Origin of the sequence: Hymenobacter sp. J193 (genome assembly GCF_024700075.1) — a bacterium.
Lineage (GTDB): Bacteria > Bacteroidota > Bacteroidia > Cytophagales > Hymenobacteraceae > Hymenobacter.
The window spans coordinates 13,858-30,384 of record NZ_JAJONE010000003.1 but is presented as its reverse complement, the minus strand read 5'-3'; the positions used below and the strand labels follow the sequence as shown (position 1 = coordinate 30,384).

14 protein-coding genes and 1 pseudogene are annotated in these 16,527 nt (G+C 54.8%); 4 read left to right on the top strand and 11 right to left on the bottom strand.

Annotated elements, in window-relative coordinates; genetic code table 11:
• Nucleotides 1–17 precede the first annotated feature (17 nt).
• The 3 genes from LRS06_RS21600 to LRS06_RS21590 all read left to right on the top strand — a co-directional run bounded on the left by LRS06_RS21600 (nucleotide 18) and on the right by LRS06_RS21590 (nucleotide 8,273).
• Nucleotides 18–3,368, top strand: coding sequence for a type ISP restriction/modification enzyme (locus LRS06_RS21600; RefSeq protein WP_257873478.1), 3,351 nt, complete (start codon nucleotides 18–20; stop codon nucleotides 3,366–3,368).
• A 286-nt stretch (nucleotides 3,369–3,654) separates the two neighbouring features.
• Entirely contained in the window at nucleotides 3,655–7,278 is a 3,624-nt protein-coding gene (locus LRS06_RS21595) for an NACHT domain-containing NTPase (RefSeq protein WP_257873477.1), read from the top strand.
• Between the two features lie 5 nt (nucleotides 7,279–7,283).
• Nucleotides 7,284–8,273 carry a hypothetical protein gene (locus LRS06_RS21590; RefSeq protein ID WP_257873476.1) on the top strand — a complete coding sequence of 330 codons (990 nt, stop codon included), beginning with the start codon at nucleotides 7,284–7,286 and terminating at the stop codon, nucleotides 8,271–8,273.
• A gap of 248 nt (nucleotides 8,274–8,521) precedes the next feature.
• Here the strand turns inward: LRS06_RS21590 and LRS06_RS21585 are convergent, their stop codons facing one another.
• The 3 genes from LRS06_RS21585 to LRS06_RS21575 all read right to left on the bottom strand — a co-directional run bounded on the left by LRS06_RS21585 (nucleotide 8,522) and on the right by LRS06_RS21575 (nucleotide 11,024).
• Nucleotides 8,522–9,109 carry a hypothetical protein gene (locus LRS06_RS21585; protein WP_257873475.1) on the bottom strand — a complete coding sequence of 196 codons (588 nt, stop codon included), beginning with the start codon at nucleotides 9,107–9,109 and terminating at the stop codon, nucleotides 8,522–8,524.
• 181 nt (nucleotides 9,110–9,290) lie between these two features.
• A complete protein-coding gene (locus tag LRS06_RS21580) occupies nucleotides 9,291–10,223 on the bottom strand; it encodes an IS3 family transposase (protein ID WP_257873621.1) in 933 nt (310 codons plus the stop codon).
• 438 nt (nucleotides 10,224–10,661) lie between these two features.
• A complete protein-coding gene (locus LRS06_RS21575; RefSeq protein WP_257873474.1) occupies nucleotides 10,662–11,024 on the bottom strand; it encodes a hypothetical protein in 363 nt (120 codons plus the stop codon).
• Nucleotides 11,025–11,262: 238 nt separating this feature from the next.
• Here LRS06_RS21575 and LRS06_RS21570 point away from each other — a divergent pair, with 238 nt between their 5' ends.
• Nucleotides 11,263–12,078, top strand: coding sequence for an IS5 family transposase (locus tag LRS06_RS21570; RefSeq protein ID WP_257873473.1), 816 nt, complete (start codon nucleotides 11,263–11,265; stop codon nucleotides 12,076–12,078).
• Nucleotides 12,079–12,107: 29 nt separating this feature from the next.
• On the opposite strand, the gene LRS06_RS21565 is transcribed toward LRS06_RS21570, so the two are convergent.
• The 8 genes and pseudogenes from LRS06_RS21565 to LRS06_RS21535 form a co-directional block, all read right to left on the bottom strand.
• A complete protein-coding gene (locus tag LRS06_RS21565) occupies nucleotides 12,108–12,581 on the bottom strand; it encodes a hypothetical protein (protein ID WP_257873472.1) in 474 nt (157 codons plus the stop codon).
• An 80-nt stretch (nucleotides 12,582–12,661) separates the two neighbouring features.
• Complete coding sequence (locus tag LRS06_RS21560; RefSeq protein ID WP_257873471.1) at nucleotides 12,662–13,054, bottom strand: hypothetical protein; 393 nt, start codon at nucleotides 13,052–13,054, stop codon at nucleotides 12,662–12,664.
• An 85-nt stretch (nucleotides 13,055–13,139) separates the two neighbouring features.
• Nucleotides 13,140–13,493: a hypothetical protein gene (locus tag LRS06_RS21555; RefSeq protein ID WP_257873470.1), complete on the bottom strand. Its 354-nt coding sequence runs from the start codon at nucleotides 13,491–13,493 to the stop codon at nucleotides 13,140–13,142.
• Between the two features lie 351 nt (nucleotides 13,494–13,844).
• Nucleotides 13,845–14,582, bottom strand: coding sequence for a hypothetical protein (locus LRS06_RS21550; protein WP_257873620.1), 738 nt, complete (start codon nucleotides 14,580–14,582; stop codon nucleotides 13,845–13,847).
• A complete protein-coding gene (locus LRS06_RS21545; protein ID WP_257873469.1) occupies nucleotides 14,555–15,025 on the bottom strand; it encodes a hypothetical protein in 471 nt (156 codons plus the stop codon). The genes LRS06_RS21550 and LRS06_RS21545 overlap by 28 nt, the downstream gene beginning before the upstream one ends.
• A complete protein-coding gene (locus LRS06_RS21540) occupies nucleotides 15,001–15,501 on the bottom strand; it encodes a hypothetical protein (protein WP_257873468.1) in 501 nt (166 codons plus the stop codon). The genes LRS06_RS21545 and LRS06_RS21540 overlap by 25 nt, the downstream gene beginning before the upstream one ends.
• Entirely contained in the window at nucleotides 15,474–15,623 is a 150-nt protein-coding gene (locus LRS06_RS25640) for a hypothetical protein (protein ID WP_374679457.1), read from the bottom strand. The genes LRS06_RS21540 and LRS06_RS25640 overlap by 28 nt, the downstream gene beginning before the upstream one ends.
• A gap of 23 nt (nucleotides 15,624–15,646) precedes the next feature.
• Nucleotides 15,647–16,414, bottom strand: a pseudogene (locus tag LRS06_RS21535) (RCC1 domain-containing protein); the annotation flags it as partial.
• Between the last annotated feature and the right edge of the window lie 113 nt (nucleotides 16,415–16,527).

Here is a 16,527-nt window from a genome sequence, read left to right as displayed (position 1 = left end):
TTGCTCAAATTATTGGTATGCCCCAACCTTTACTAACTCGCTATCTCCGTGACCTTTATTTTATTCACCAAACAGGAGGTGGCACTGAGGAAACATCGTTTTACGGGCCATTGGAGAACCTGCTCAATGCAATAGGTGAAACGTTGCGTCAGCCCGTACGATCGGTATTTCAACTCCAAGACTTAGGAGCTGGTAGACCGGATTTCGGATTATTTGCGGTGCCGTCGGGGCGTTCTTCGCGACCGTTGCGGATGACTGGGCAGCAGCCTGAACGCGGCGCTGGGGAGGTGAAAGGACCAGGTGCGTCGCTAAAGCCGTTATTGGAAGGCAAACAGGTTTCAAAGTATTGGCAGCATTATGGGCAGGTGTTGGTGACAAACCTGCGGCACTTTGCTTTCTTGGGTAAGAATGAATTCAACCAGCTGATGGTGCTGGATACACTAGAGTTGGCACCTGACGAAGTAAGCTTTTGGAGCCTGTGCGCGCAACCTGAGATATTATCGGCGGAGCAGGCTGATGCGGCAGAGCAGTTCTTAGCGCGGTGCATGCTGCATGGCGCTCCGTTGGACCAACCTCGGGAACTAGCGTGGCTGCTGGCCTCCTTCGCTCGGGAGGCACGAGACCGGCTCAGCGGGGTGGACCTGCACGAACTGGTCCCGTTGATAACCGCCTTGGAGCAGAGCTTGGGGGCACGATTCGATGGACCAAAAGGCGTACGCTTCTTGCACGCTACCATCGTTCAAACCCTGTTTTATGGGGTATTCTCGGCATGGGTGTTATGGCATCGGGAGCAGCCGGACCGCAAGGATGAATTCGATTGGCGCACCACGGCCCATTACCTTCAAATACCGGTCTTGCAAGTGTTGTTTGAGCACATTGGCGCATCGTCCAGTGTGGACCGCTTGAAAATGCGGGACTTGATGACCCGTACTGGGCGCACGTTGTGCCGAGTACGAAGGGACAGGTTTTTCAACCGATTTGCTGACAGCACAGCCATTCAATATTTCTACGAGCCGTTCCTGGAAGCGTACGACCCGCAATTGCGGAAGGAAATGGGCGTGTGGTATACACCGCCCGAACTAGCTTCTTACATGATAGCGAAGGTAGACCAGATGCTCAAAGAGAAATTGGGCATCGAAGAAGGCCTAGCAGATGAGCGAGTAGTGGTTTTGGACCCATGCTGTGGGACGGGAACGTATTTGGTGGAGGTACTGCGTTTCGTGGGTAGGCGGCTACTGCAAACGCATGGCGCCTTAGCCGGAGCAATGCTGCGAGAGGCTGCAACTCGTCGCCTGTTTGGTTTTGAGATTTTGACAGCTCCGTTTGTAGTAGCCCACTTACAATTAGGGCTGGCCCTGCGGGCGGCAGGTGCCCCACTAGGGGATGGCCAGAAGGCTGCTATTTACCTAACCAACGCGCTGACCGGGTGGGACCCTGCTGAGCATGAAAAGCAGTTGGTCATTTTGCCCGCGCTGGCCCAAGAAGCGGAGCAGGCGCGGCATGTGAAACGAGAAGAGCAGATTATGGTAATTCTGGGAAATCCGCCTTACGATGGGGTCTCTGGATTGGCCATTTCGGAGGAACGCCGCCTAACCGATGCTTACCGCAACCCAGCCCGGACGGTTCAGCCGCAGGGACAAGGGCTCAACGATTTGTATATCCGATTCTTTCGCATTGCGGAACGCCAAATCGCCGAGCGGTCAGGGCGCGGATTGGTTTGCTACGTGTCGAATAACTCGTGGCTAGATGGATTAAGCCACCCCGGACTACGGGAGCGGTTGTTGACGGCGTTCGACCTAATTTATATAGACAACCTGCATGGCGATAAGTATCGAACAGGAAAGACCTACGACGGTAAGCCTGACCCAAGCGTGTTCAGCTCAAAGGCCAACCGGGAAGGTATCCAAGTGGGTACCGCTGTGGCTACATTGGTGCGCACAAGAGCAACAGCGGGGACGGAGAATATAGCCTATCGGGATATCCGCGGCTCCGATAAACTGAAGCAGCTGGAGCTATTGGCAGCACCTGCCGACGACTTGAGCAGCATAGGACGACCGGATGTACCTTACCAGCGTGTGACGCCCGTTGCTGAATTAGGGCTTACATTTTTGCCCCGAACAGTGCGCGCTGGCTATCTGGATAATCCCACATTGCCAGAGCTTTTCCCAGTGTCCTTTCCCGGTATTAAAACTAGCCGAGACGAAGCCTTAGTAGACGGTGATAAAGCCCGACTAGAGTCACGCATGCGTGCCTACTTCAATGCAGCGTTATCGAATGAGGAATTGACAAAACTAGTGCCTCGCCTGATGGAATCTGCTACGGGTTTTAATGCAGTTCAAACGCGACATACTCTGCTCAATCACGGCTATGAATCCGGCCAGATAATCCCTTATCTATACCGGCCATTCGATTTGCGTTGGCTGTATTGGAATCCGCATACCAAACTCTTGGATAGAGAAAGAGCGGATTACCAACGCAATCTGGCTCATGGCACAGTATGGCTGGAAGCAATGCAGGCAAGCCGCAAAGCCTACTCACCTTCGAATTTCACTACCGTTGCTGGCAGTTTGCACGTCAATGAGCGTGGCACCAACTTTTTCCCGTTGTTTAACACGCCACAGGTGGCTGACTCAGAGCCTGTCTACAATCTTTCTAAGCTGGCCTGGAAATACTTGTATAAAACGGGGGAAGCGCCAGAGTCATTGTTTTACCACGCGTTAGCAGTGATGCATGCCCCTGCATACCAAGCGCACAACGCTGGCGCATTGCAGCAGGATTGGCCTCGGCTGCCATTGCCACCGGATCCGGCAGTATTGTCTGGTAGTGCTATGCTGGGCCGCAAACTGGCGGCCTTGCTTAACGTGGCCGCACCGGTGAAGGGCGTTACGCAGGGTACGCTGGCATCAGAACTGATCTCCATAGCTATGCCTCGGCACTATGATGGCGTGCGACAGTTGGATGCAAATGCGGAACATTTTGAAGTGAAAGCCCGCTGGGGATACCTTGGCCATAAAGGGCAAGTCATGCCAGGCCCTGGCTTACTGAGTACGCCGCGCGTTGCGGAGGAATTCAGAGCGGCGGAGTGGGGAATTCAAACAGTTAACGTGCATCTTAACGAGGATGTGTATTGGGCCAACGTGCCGATGGGGGTATGGAATTACAATATAGGCGGGTACCAAGTGCTCAAAAAATGGCTTAGCTACCGCAGCTATGAGGTGTTGGGCCGCTCGCTACAGCTTCAGGAAGTAATGGAGTTTACGCATATAGCGCGTAGGATTGCAGCGTTGCTGCTGCTCTACCCTGCGCTGAACTCTAACTATGAGGCTATGCTGTCGCCGATAGAAGAAGCTGTATTAGTTGCGGTATGAAAGCGCTCAATTTTCAGTTAAAGCAGATCACCGAGTACGGCTGTAGTAGGGCTCTGCTTTGGCTTATTGTGCGGTAATTCTTATTAACAGTGTTACACACGGCATCGGGCAAGACGTATAAGTTCTTACTATTCGTTGCAACATACTACGAACGTGCGTTTATATAATGATACAAATAGTTCTGACTTGGAAGTGAGCTAGAAAGAGATTCATTCGGTGAGCCCATAACGGTTTATTATCTTGATCTTCATATCAAGCACTTCGATATGAGTAACACATAATATCCATGTCACGCGCAGGAGGGTCGGCCACTTTATCCGGAGTAGAGTATCAGGTACTGTACACGGCTTTTCGCTTCGCAGAAGCTATTACCGAAGACGATATCATTTTTTTGCGGCCCGAAGCACACCACGTCGAGCTCCCAACGCCAGCTGACGGTTTGCCTAATCCAGCAGCACTGCAGAGGTCTGCAGTGGATGACTTGCTAATTACCCATCGCAGCAAGCCTAGTGAATACATTAGCTTAAAGTACCGGGACAGCAATGGTAGTTGGGATGCAAAGCAACTCAGAGACCGCAAAATACTCCATGACTTTTTCAGCCAACACCAGCAGGACAGCACTGCGCGGCTGCTGCTGATATCCCAATCTCCAGTAAACCGTGACTTAGATGACTGTGTAGAAAGGGTCAATACTTCTGAGCTGGCCAACTTGGAAGCCGACTTAGCAGGAGGACCTTACCAGGTTTTTAAAGCAATCGAAACGTATCTGAAACAGGAATTTGCTAGCGCTAATCCCTCCCGTAGCGATACTCTTCGATTCCTCCGGCAAGTGGAGCTTTATGCTTTTCCTGTTCCATTGCTCTCTGAGAATCTGCTATTACGGTTGCAGCCCCATGTCGCTGACGCTACTGCTGCTAAGAATAGCCTTACTGCACTAGCCCTCCGTGCGGGTGCTGCTCAATTAAGGCTCACGCCTGACCTCATCCGGCAGGAACTGATTCAGCAGGGCCAACCACTCATTCTACCACCCGCTGTTGCGGATGTAATGGCACAGCTACGGCAGGCTAGTTCGTCGCTTACCAGTGAGCCCTACACCATTGGCCACCTGCCCGCGCATCACATCACCCGCCCAGAGGTTGCCGAGCTCCTCTCTTGGGTATTGAACCCTTTGTCACCTCCCCAACCGGGCGAGTCGGCAGCTAGCCGAAAAAGCAAGATTCTGATTGGTGGCGCAGGGGTAGGTAAAACTGTATTGGCGCGCGCCCTTTGCCTCGCATTGCAGCACGAAAATGTACCGGTACTAGGCCTTAAGGCGGACCGGGTAAAGGGCAGTACCAAAGGCGAACTGCTGAGCCAGATTCAGCGTGACGGCTTGCACCACCCCCTCAAACAGGCTCTCACGGCGGCAGCCTCCACCGAGCGGCCGGCAGTCGTCATCATCGACCAGCTCGATGCCTTGTCCATGTGCCTGTCCACTGACCACGGACAATTGAAGAGCTACACGGAGTTGCTTTCCGAGCTGTATGTTTTGCCAAACATCCGGTTTGTCTTTTCATGCCGCACCTTCGACCTACAGCACGATGTCGATTTAGCGCCTTTCCGTCAGGCGCAACGGGTCGAGGTTCCCTTGCTCAGTCTCAGCCAAGTGGAAGAAGCCTTGCAGGTCACCCAAGCAGCCCCCAATTTAGGTGGCCTTTCAGTCGTCCTGCAGGAACTGTTGCGAGTTCCCTTGCATCTGGCTATCTATTGTGCATTAGATGATGCGGCTCGGAGCCAAAAGCCCATTACCAGTTTGCAGGGGCTTTACGGCCGGCTATTCGACGACTTCTTGGTGCGTCGTAACCGTCTGCCCGAAGGGATGGCGTCAACTCGAGTCAAGAATTATTTGACAAGTCTTGCGGTAGCCATGCATACAGGCCAAACATTAACCCTGCCCAAATTTAACTACCGGGAACAGGATGTAGAGGTATTTGAGTACCTGTGCAGCCGCGGCGTTTTAGTTACCACCGGCGCGTCTAACCAGCACGTTGCCCTTTTTCACCAGTCCTTTTTCGAATACTTATTTGCCCGTCAATTTGCATTTTCTGGCCAGCCCCTTGCTGATTTCGTGCTTAGCTCGGGTCAAGGCTTGTTTCAACGCTCGCTGATTCAACAAGTATTGGTGTATTTGCGGGGCGTCGGGTCTCCTGAATATTTGCAAGCACTGCAGCAGCTTCTTGGCTCGCCGGCCTGTCGCTTCCACATCAGACTGTTATTGGCCCAACAGGTTGCCTCGCAGCAGGAGCCCACTGCCGAAGAGCTCACCATTGTGCAGGAGCTTATCCTGAGCGATGAGACACTACGGGTAGCTTTTTTGGAAGCTATTCGGGCGCGGCCGTGGCTTACGTGGCTGGTTTCTCCTACCATATTCCAGTTGCTGTTGCCTGAGTCAATAGCGCCGGAGGATACAGCCATTGGCCGGGCGCTGTTCTGGCGGCTTACCAACCACGCCCCCGATTTGGCGTTGGAGCAGGTTGACGCACTCCCAAACAACATTCATAAGACGGCGTGGATAGCTGCAGTGCTTCCCTACGCTAAAGCGCGTGAGCATCGGCTGTTTGTCCCATTGTTTGAACAGTTGTTCACTATAGAAGAAGTGCCGCAGAATCAACAATTCATCTTCTGGCGGCTGTTGCAAAAGGCGGCCATCTATCTACCAGAATGGACGGCGAACAAGGTGTACGAGCAGTTGGTTGATTGGCCTGATTCCTCCCGTGCCCATGTTGAACACGAGGCTTACTTTCAGGCCGAAGTTTTCAAAAACCTTTATAAAACGGCTCCAACTGTATGTTTTGACCTTTGTAGCCAGTTGCTCCGGGATTGGATTAAGAAAGCGAACAACTACCGGGAACCACACTATCGGAACTGGAAAAGCAAGTATACTCTTCTGCCCCCGCCATACTTTCTGGAACGGGATTCGGCAGACAAAGAGGAACCACATAATGCGCCGGATGCCGTCCAGTATTACGTGTGGAAATACTTGGTTGAGCAGAGTAGTGAATTCACTGCCAAAGACTGCCAAACCGTTGTGAAATGGTTGAATAGTCGCACTAAAACACTCGTTAGCGCCGCATTGGCAGCGGTAGCCGCAAATCTGCCCCCTTTCACTAACGCGCTGGTTGCACTATTTGTCAAGCCCGGTTGGTTAGCGGAAGCAGCCCATCGTGAAATAGGCTACCAAGTGCTCACTATTTTCTCAATGGTGTGGGATGCAGCCTCGCCTGACCAACGCCGGTTGCTGGTAGCCGTCCTGACTAGCCGAACGACCTTGGTTGACGAGGAGGTTTACGTGCACGATGGTCAGCGCAAAGCCTATAGCCGATTTGGCCAGGCAACGCTACGTTACCTGTTGGCACTGACCCCACCCAGATTTGCTGCTTTCCCGGAATTAGTGCGGCTATACCAAGAACTATTACGCAAGTGGGGAAATATTCCCAATGAAATGACTGGTATGGGAATCAAGGTGACCCATGGTTACCCTTCTCCTGCAGAAAACTGGAAAATAGACGCTGTCACGGCCAATGATTGGCTCAAAGCACTGCGAAAATACCGCGACAAAGACCGCCCGTTCCACAGTGAAGAAGGAACGTACGAAGGATTGATACAGCAGCTTTCTGGTTTGGTAAAAGAAGCGCCAGCTCGCTGGAAATCAGTTCTCCAATATCTGGTCGAGCATAAAGACAGGAGTGTTGCTACCCTGTTGCCCGTCTTCGGTGATGTAGCCCTCGAACTGGCTCAGCCGCTGGTTGACCTGGCTTTCCAGCTTGAGTTGTTGACACACGAAGAAGTTCGACGTATTCGCCGGAATGTCCGCGTTGATGCCGACGGCAAAAGCGGAAAGCCGACCCGGAAGATATTCGTGCAGACTTGATGCGGGTGCGCGACAATCTTACTACGCCGCCAACTGTTTCAGGTGATAAAGTAGAATTGACAACCTATGCCTTAAACTCACCAGGTGGCAATGCTATTTTTAATCTGCTGCAAGAAAAGCTTCCTGACGAGGTTATTTCTGAGGTTTTAGATACGCTGCAACTGGTGGCTGCGGAAGGCTCCCGGTATGTTCGGGCTGGTGCCGCCTATCATGTAGCCATGCTACTGAATACCCAGGTGCCACCTAAAGACATTGTGGCGCTTTTTGTAGGTCTGATAGGCGGTGATTTTGAACTGATGGAACCAGGGATGTGGTCGTTGCAGTACTTAGTTTGGCGCGATTATGATGCCATTCTTATTCTTTGTCAGCAGGCTATCGGCGAAGAAAAAGCCCATAAGCCCATTACCAATATTCTGACGGTGATGTGGGCCAATAACAAGCCTGGAGCTTATGAGGTGCTGATTGAGCTATGGGCTATCAACCCCGATATGCGCGCGGCTTCGCTCAAGATGTTGACTAACGGATATGACGACTGGCCGGATAAGCAAGTCTTCTTTGAGGCCTTTGAGATGTTTCTCGTGCCAGCACCGACAGAAAAGCTTCGGCGGGCGTACGACTCCATTTTTATTCACTTTCCTCCGGCCGATTTTGAAAGAATAGCACCGTTACTCCCGCGCTATCTAATCAACTGTGCAGCCGATTTTGACAGGGACCATTTCCTTGTTGACTACTTAGCCAAAAGCGTTAAGAACCATCCGGTTGAGTGTATTGATGCCTTAAATACGCTGTTTTCACAGATTCCAGTTTCCCGAGGTTATTGGCCAGCTAGTAGAGCACTGGAAGTTTTGATAGAGGCGTATATCTCACTTCCACATCACCTTGCTGACGATGCCGATAGCAAGGCTGCTCTTGACTTGTTTGATAAACTATTGGCCCGCCCTGATTGCCGTGAAGAGCTAGACAAGACGCTAGAACAGGTGCAAAGTGCCCGCTAATCAAACAGAAGACACTAGATTGAGTGCCGACAATGAATGATTACCTATACTAAGTTGAAGCTTACATCATCGAAACTTCTGTCCCCTATAGAGTCATCTGACACCTTACTTCAATGACCGTTTAACAAATGTGACAAAGTGAAATAGTCGAAGGCATTAGCACAAATACCACCGTTTTCTTGGCCTACTCGGCCAGCAAGCACTGCCTATTGCTGCCCTCTGGCCTCAGCGGGATACAGCTCGGTCGTTCAACGCCACTCAAACCAAACGACTAACCGCTGGTGCTTCGAGGCTTCATCCAATGTTTTCATTAACTGAAACAACAGGCTCCACCCAAGAGGCCACGCCAACTCCTGTTCCGCCTCAGGATGGTCCTGCCAGTGGATGGCTGCTATTTCATCATAGGAAAGAAAGGTATAGCCCCACATGCTCATTTGGGTGGCATCGTTGCCTAACGATTCTTGGACCCCTTGGGCCGTCCACCACGCCAGGTTTGGCGGAAATCCCCGGCGGTGCGCCAGCGGCACCGGCAAGCCACGGGCAGTGGCTGGCGGCACGGTCTGTTTCGATTCGCCAAATAACACATCGCACACGTCACCGGTGAGCAAGTTTAAGCTACTGAGGTCGAGGCATGTGAACCACACGTAATCCTGTTCCAGGTACCCCTCGTACCCATTCGCTATTTCAAGAAATCCGCAAATGTCTACTCCCATCGTTTTCGTGCTGTAGCCATAAAATAAGTATCGTGCCGTGGCGCTTGAAGAATGCTCTTGCTGAAATAAGAAAGCCAAAATACGGCGGTAAAGTGGAGCAAACGCTGCATTAGAGGAGTTCACGAAACTCATCCACCGGAAAGGGTTTTCTGTACTTAGCTAATTGAACCAGTTTATTGAACTCGACCGCTCCCAAGGCGCAGGTTTCAAGGGACTATCAGAGCCCTTTTGGAGCGGTTCACTCAAAGGAGCGTTAGCGCTTACGTTGAAGTATCTTTGTCTTGTCCTGAAATAAGTTGACCGTTTAATGGTAGTCCGGGTCTGCGTTGACCGTTTCGGTGGTAGTCCTAAAATTACTTTCCTTTGGCTCGTTTGCAACGGGTGGTTTGTAGTAGTTTTTCCAGCGCCGCTCTAACGGTCCCCAGCTGCGATGTGCTTCATCAGGGCTTTGGTAGTTGCAACTCAGATGGGGGCGTTTATAGTTGTAGAGAAACACGGCTCGTTCAAGGTGTTGCTGCGCTTCATCCAGCGAACGTACCGGCTGGTGACTTAAATACTCCTGCTTGAGGATGCCATTAATACGTTCAGCCACGGGGTTTTCCAGCGGGTCGGAGTTCTCGGTCATGCTCACCTGCACGTGCCACGCGGCCAACGGGGCCAGGTATTCCTGGCTGCAGTACTGAATGCCGCGGTCGCTGTGATGAATCAGGTGGCGGCCGGCCCGCTTGCTGATTTGGCGCAGGGCCATTTCCAGCGCGCACCGACAGTGGACCGTGGCCAGCGTTTCGGCTACAGCGAAGCCCATGATGCGGTGCGAGTAGGCATCGGTGAGCAGCGAGATATACAGGCAGCCGGCTTCAGTAAACCAGTACGTGATGTCCGCCACCCAGACCTGATTGGGCCGTAAGGGCGTCAGGTTCTTAATCAGGTTCGGATACTTGCGGAATTTATGCCGGGAAAAGGTGGTGATGGCCTTGCGCTTGCGCCGCCGAATCAGCAGGTTATTAGCGGCCAGCAAGTCAAAGAGGGCATCCCGGCCCAACTTGATGCCTTGGGTCATAAACTGCTCTTGCAGCAGATAGTACAGCTTTTTACCGCCCATGCGCGGGTGGTCCTCCCGCACTTTGGCGACCAAGTCCAGGACGTACTGTTCGCGTTCCTCGCTGGTGAATTGTCGGTTTTGGTGCTGGTAGTAAGCCTGGCGGCTGAACCCAAGTACCCCGCTGACCCGCCGCAGGCAAAAGTGCGGGCAGCTGACTCGCAGGAGCTGGACTACTTGGTAGCGGACTTTTTTCGATGCTCAGGCCCAGCTCCTGCTCGGCCACCCGGATGACGTTTTTGTAATAGAGCACCTGTAACTCGGCTTGTTCGAGCTGTTTCTGTAACTGCTTGACCTGGCCGGTCAGCGCATCGGCGTGCTGCACCACTTGCTCGACGAGCGTCGTAGGTGGCTTTTTCGCGGTGTTTTCCATGGCTTCGGTACGGGCCAGTTCTTCTTGCCGGACACGTTCCACCCATTTGGTAACGGTCGAGCGGGTGAGCACCTGGTATTTGCTCATCGCCGACTCAATGGTGTGGCGACCAAAGGTGATTTCTTCGACCATCTGGCGCATTTTTAACTCGTGCGCCTGCTTGCGTAACAGAAATAAGTGTTCCATCTGCGGGGGATTGATGGTCAACTCATTTTAGGACAAGACATCTTCAGCGAATCTACTGCTTGTTGGTAAGACAGCAGGGCGTGCTGGTTCCTTCCATAATAGGCTATTTCCCACGGTTCTTTGCAGGTGTAGCAGTAGCGCAAATCCATGGTAACCCATTTGAATATAAATAAGTCGCTCTCACGCTTGATGCCACTGAGGTAATCTACTTCTACTCTTTTCTGGACGTGCCCCAATCCGTAAACTTTGTCGCCCGAAAAGTGCACTTCGCCATTTGAGCGACTATAATGGCTTTGCCAGCCGGTTTCAACTACTGGTATGCCCAACGTCATTCTGTTGTCGTTGTACGCGTGTCCATACATTTTCAGCCGAAGCGTCATTCCACACATGAGCAAGAGCATGAGCATGGGTATAGCACCTAGTGGGAGCAAGCTTATAAGTTTTTTCATTGTGTCGGCCTACAAGGCATGCTGACGAAGTGCTGTGGTTCGTGTACTAAATGCTAAAGCAGCCGATCAGCAAGCAGATGAACGGCTAATGAAACGGTCCGAATAGTGATACGAGCATTTAGATTAGCGCTTAGACGGTGTTATGGACTTGTGAGCGAAATTAGCGGGTATGGAAATTACCCGCCGCGCTTACCCCAGCGACGTAACCGACGACGAATGGGGCTTTTTATTGCCTTACCTGTTGCTGGTGCGGGAAGATGCTGCCCAGCGACAATACCCGCTGCGTGAGCTGTTTAACGCGTTGCGCTACGTCGTGCGCACGGGCTGCACCTGGCGCTACTTGCCCCATGATTTGCCGCCCTGGGCCACGTGCTACCAGCAGTGGGCCCGCTGGCGCGACGCCCGTGTGTTTGAGGCCCTTACCGACGACCTGCGCCAGGTGCTGCGCTTGAACGAGGCCCGGCCCGCCGACCCGAGCGCCGTGATTTTTGATTCGCGTACGCTGCAGAGCACGCCCGAAAGCGGGCACCGGGCGGGCTACGACGGCGCCAAACGGCGCAAGGGCAGCAAGGTGCACGTGGCCGTCGACACGCTCGGGCACCTGCTGGCGGCTGTGGTCACACCGGCCAACGAGCAGGACCGGGCGCAGGTGGGTGTGCTGGCCGAAGAAGTGCAAGTAGCATCGGGGCAAAGCGTTACGCTGGCCTACGCCGACCAGGGGTATACGGGGGAAGCGCCCGCGCAGGCCGCCGAACAGCACGGCATCGAGCTGCACGTGGTCAAACTCGACCAAGCCAAACGCGGCTTCGTGCTCTTGCCCCGCCGCTGGGTCGTCGAGCGCAGCCTAAGCTGGAGCGCCCGCTACAAGCGCCTGGCCCGTGACTACGAGCGGCTGGCCGTCAGTTTGCAACAACTCCACTACCTGGCCTTCGCGGGGCTCATGTTGGCCAAAGCCGCTGGCCTTAATTTGCTCGCAAGTGCATAACACCGTCTAGGTGCCGTATCCCGCGCGTTTTACTCTTGGAATTGAAATGCAATGGGCCCCGTACCCAAGCTGTCGGTCAACCGCTGGAACTGAGCGCTGGTGAGCGGTTTGCTGATTAAGGCCCCAATGGCGGGGTCCCCAGCGTCGGTGCTGCGGTCGTTGCGCACCGCAAACCAATAATACTGACGCCCAGATTGGATGAACACGTAGCCGGCTTGGTAGCCCACCCGGGAAACGTCTTGAAAGCGGTCAAAGTCTACGCCATTAGGCCCCCGGTAAAAGAGGCTATAGCCGGACGCCGACGGGTCACGGGCGACGTAATACGGGCCGTAGATGGGGGTTTCCCGCGTGAAGAGGTCCGTGCAAGCCGACAAGCTGCTGCCGGACACGCACAGCAGCCACCCCAGGGCATATCGAGCAGCGACCAAGCGGTAGTCAGTGGAATACCATTTCAACAAAGGCATGGCATAAGCTACTTCGCGTAGGTTCAAGATAACGATCATTTCAGGTAAAGGAGGCTTTTAGGAATAGGTATTTGCCGTAACCGTGCCCTTCATCCGGAGGAACATTCTAGTTCGATCCTTTACCAGCTTGCATAAAAGATGCTTTCACCCTCGATGAAGTTTTCAATAAAGTTCTTTTGGAAGTTTTGCTGCAACGCCTCTAAGGTGCTTATGTGGTCATCTTTAAGGTATTCGTATGCCTTTTTTACACTTAGTAAGTCGAAATACGGTCTTCCATTCTGAAAGTCTTTATAGAACAGGCTGCTCATGCCTTTACGCTGGTATCCTTTCTCCATGACGTATAAAACTGTCATGGTCACTTTCGCTTCTTCATCGTGTACCTCTGCTAATAGCGCTTTATGTTTTTCTATAAACGCTGGCGAAATACTCAGTTCCTCTACGGGAAAGTACTCTAGTTGCTCAACCGCGTGCGTCTTGGCAATAGGGACAACATGACTTACATCTAAGCCCATAGCTGATAGTAGCTGAAAGAGTGTGCGGCGGCTTGGGGCTAACAAACTGGTTCAGGGAAACGGAGGAGCCCTAAACGCGTCTGGTTCAGACGAAGGAGAATAGAAAAGGCAGCAGGCCGTAGGAGAGCATGCCCAGCAAGGCGTAGCCGGCTCTCACCGTTCCTACATCACCTTGATAAGCTGACCAGTAGCTCCGAGGATGCCGGCGAAAGTAGAGCACAGTTGCTCCGGCTGCGATGCCGCTTAGCCCCATGTACACAAGGCCTGTCATACGCGGCACATACGCCGGGCCTACTTGCTGGAGCAGTACCAAATACAGCCCGACAATCGCAAAGTGCAGCCAGAGCCACAAGCCACCATGCGCAGTGACAAGCCGCAGATAGGGGGACTGCTGTTTGGAAGCAAGGTTATAAAAACAGCGAAACAGAAAGTCCATCACACATCACATAAAGAGAACTAGCCAGGGTTTGACTCTTCAAGCCAAAATCAGCTGTTGGGTTAAATAAACGGTGGTTTGAGCAGCCTCTAACTTCATGATTGGGCCTAGTACTGCTAGCGGTACGAACGAAAAAAGCCTAATGGTTTTTAGCAAGTCTCATCTCTCAATCGTCAGACTTCCGTTGACTTTGCAGCTAGGGCAGCATAGCGCAATATGTCGAAAAAAGCCGCCCCACCCGGAACGGCTTTTTTAGAAGAAATGCCGCTCTATTTTCTTTAAAACGGCTTCGCCTGAACTTGGGTGGCTATTTGGGTGTCTAGCCTAACCGAACGGGACTGTGACGAGTAGCTTTTACTCCCTCACCACCTTCACCTGGGCGGGGCGGCCGTCAATGACCAGGCGCACGATGTAGAGGCCGGCGGGCCAGCTCGTCAGCTCGGGCACAACCAGCTTGGCGGGGCCAGCCGGGGCGCTGATCAGCCGGCGCAACAGCACGCGGCCGGTGATGTCGGTCAGGGTCAGAGGCGCAGACACCAGTGGGGTGGCCAGGGTGAAGTCCAGCGTGAGAACAGCCCCGCTGCCCAACGGCACAGGGGCTGCCCGTAAGCCGCCAGTGCGGGCCGAGAAAGCGGGCAGGCTCAAGGGCAGCGAACCGTCACCGCCTTCGATGAGGAGTGGGTCCGTGCTGAGGGAAGGTTCGCCGAGCTGTTCGCTTGAATTGTTGCCCCAGGCCCAGAGGGTGCCGTCAGTGCGCACGGCTACGGTATGATACAGGCCCGTCGCCGCGTTTGCCCAGTTCGTGGCCGTGCCCACCTGTACGGGCGCGCGACGGTCGACACCGGTACCATCGCCGAGTTCGCTGTTGCCGTTGTAGCCCCAGGCCCAGAGGGTGCCGTCAGTGCGTAGGGCCATCGTGTGCCTGGGGCCCACCGCCGCGCTCTTCCAGGTGGTAGCCGTGCCTACTTGCACAGGGACTATGCGCATGTTGGCTGTAGTGCCGTAGCCGAGTTGACCGTCGTCGTTATAGCCCCAGGTCCAGAGTGTGCCGTCTTTCCGAATAGCTAAGGTATGAGAACCGCCCGCCGCCACGCTCGCCCAGTTCGTGTCCGTGCCCACTGCACGGGCACGTGGCGGTTGACTTTGGTACCGTCGCCGAGCTGGCCGTTTTCGTTCTGGCCCCAAGCCCAGAGTGTGCCGTCAGTGCGCACGGCTACGGTATGAAAACCGCCTGCCGCCACACTCGCCCAGTTCGTGTCTGTGCCCACTTGCATGGAGGTCATATGGGCGGTATTGGTGCCGTCGCCGAGCTGGCCGTCATAGTTGCTGCCCCAGGCCCAGAGAGTACCGTCGGTGCGCAAGGCCACGGTGTGGCCAACGCCCGCCGCTACGCTCGTCCAGGTGGCCGTGCCCACTTGCACAGGCACGCGCTGGTTGACTTTGGTACCGTCGCCGAATTGCCCGCCTTCGTTCAGGCCCCAGGCCCAGAGTGTGCCATCTTGCCGAATGGCTAAGGTGTAATACCTGGCCGCCACCACGCTCGCCCAGGAAGTGGCCGTACCCACTGCACGGGGGTGCTGCGGCCGGTGATTGGCACACCGGTGCCGAGCTCACCATTTCCGTTGTAGCCCCAGGCCCAGAGTGCGCCATCTTGCTGGATGGCCCTGGTTTGATACTGGGCCGCCGAAACGCTGGCCCAGTTGGTGGCCGTGCCAATGCGGGCCGGGAACATTTGGCGACCGGGTACCAACTGCGTACTGCCTACCTGGCCTTCGCCGTTGCTGCCCCAGGCCCAGAGCGAACCGTCGGTGCGCTTGGCCACGGTGTGCCAATCGCCCGCCGCAACGCTCGTCCAGTTGGTATCGGTGCCCACTTGCACGGGCACGCGGCGGTTGTCGGTGACGCCGTTACCGCGCGGGCCGCTGCCGATTTGGCCGTTGTCGTTGCTACCCCAGGCCCAGAGCGTGCCGTCTTTGCGCACGGCTACGGTGTGGTTAATGCCTGCTGCCACACGCGCCCAGTTGGTGGCCTTGCCCACTGCACGGGGGCCGTGCGTCGGGTGATGGTGGAGCCGTCGCCGACCTGATCGCTGAAGTTGCTGCCCCAGGCCCAAAGCGTGCCGTCGGTACGCACAGCTGCGGTGTGCAAGTTGCCTGCTGCCACGCTGGCCCAGGTGGTGGCTGTACCCACTGTGTGGGGGTTAAACGGTTGTCAATGGTACCGTTGCCGAGCTGGCCGTAGTCGTTCACCCCCCAGGTCCAGAGTGTGCCGTCAGTGCGCAGAGCTACGGTGTGCAAGTCGCCCACTGCTACGCTGGCCCAGTTAGTGGCCGTGCCTACTTGCCCAGGCACGCGGCGGGTGTTAGGGTAATCCGTGGAGGTGCCGTTGCCGAGCTGGCCGTGGTGGTTCAACCCCCAGGTCCAGAGCGTGCCGTCGGTACGCACAGCTACGGTGTAGCCAGGACCCGCCGCCACGCTGGCCCAGTTGGTATCGTTGCCCACTTGCACGGGAGTGCTACGATCAGTGATGGTGCCGTCGCCGAGTTCACTGAAGGTGTTTCTGCCCCAGGCCCAGAGCGTACCGTCGGTGCGCACGGCTATAGTGTGGGCATTGCTCGTCGACACACTGGCCCAGTTGGTATCGTTGCCCACTTGCACGGGAGTGCTACGATCAGCGAAGGTGCCGTCGCCGAGCTGGCCGTAGGTGTTGTCTCCCCAGGCCCAGAGCGTGCCGTCGGCGTGGATGCTGAAGGTGTGCTCACCACCGGCGGCACATTGCTGGGCCTGGGCCGGCGCGGCGAAGGCCAGCAGCCCCAGCAGTAGCGCGGATAGCCACCGGCCGCGTATCAGCAAGAGAGTCAAGAGCGAAGTCGGCCCAGAAAGGCGCGAGGCGGCCTGCGGGGCCACCAAGGAAGGATAGTGCATGTAAGCAACAGGGAGTGCCACGTCCCGGGGAAAGGCTGAGACGAGCGCGTTGCCGCTGGTAGTCCCGTATACTTAACTAAGATCGAATAAGCCGACCAAGATACTGCTTCTCA

Bases quoted from the DNA above. Each gene is read 5' to 3' on its own strand.
- LRS06_RS21565 (WP_257873472.1), bottom strand. From the start codon at position 12,581: ATGATCGTTATCTTGAACCTACGCGAAGTAGCTTATGCCATGCCTTTG.
- LRS06_RS21595 (WP_257873477.1), top strand. From the start codon at position 3,655: ATGTCACGCGCAGGAGGGTCGGCCACTTTATCCGGAGTAGAGTATCAG.
- LRS06_RS21570 (WP_257873473.1), top strand. From the start codon at position 11,263: ATGGAAATTACCCGCCGCGCTTACCCCAGCGACGTAACCGACGACGAA.
- LRS06_RS21560 (WP_257873471.1), bottom strand. From the start codon at position 13,054: ATGGGCTTAGATGTAAGTCATGTTGTCCCTATTGCCAAGACGCACGCG.
- LRS06_RS21600 (WP_257873478.1), top strand. From the start codon at position 18: ATGCCCCAACCTTTACTAACTCGCTATCTCCGTGACCTTTATTTTATT.
- LRS06_RS21575 (WP_257873474.1), bottom strand. From the start codon at position 11,024: ATGACGCTTCGGCTGAAAATGTATGGACACGCGTACAACGACAACAGA.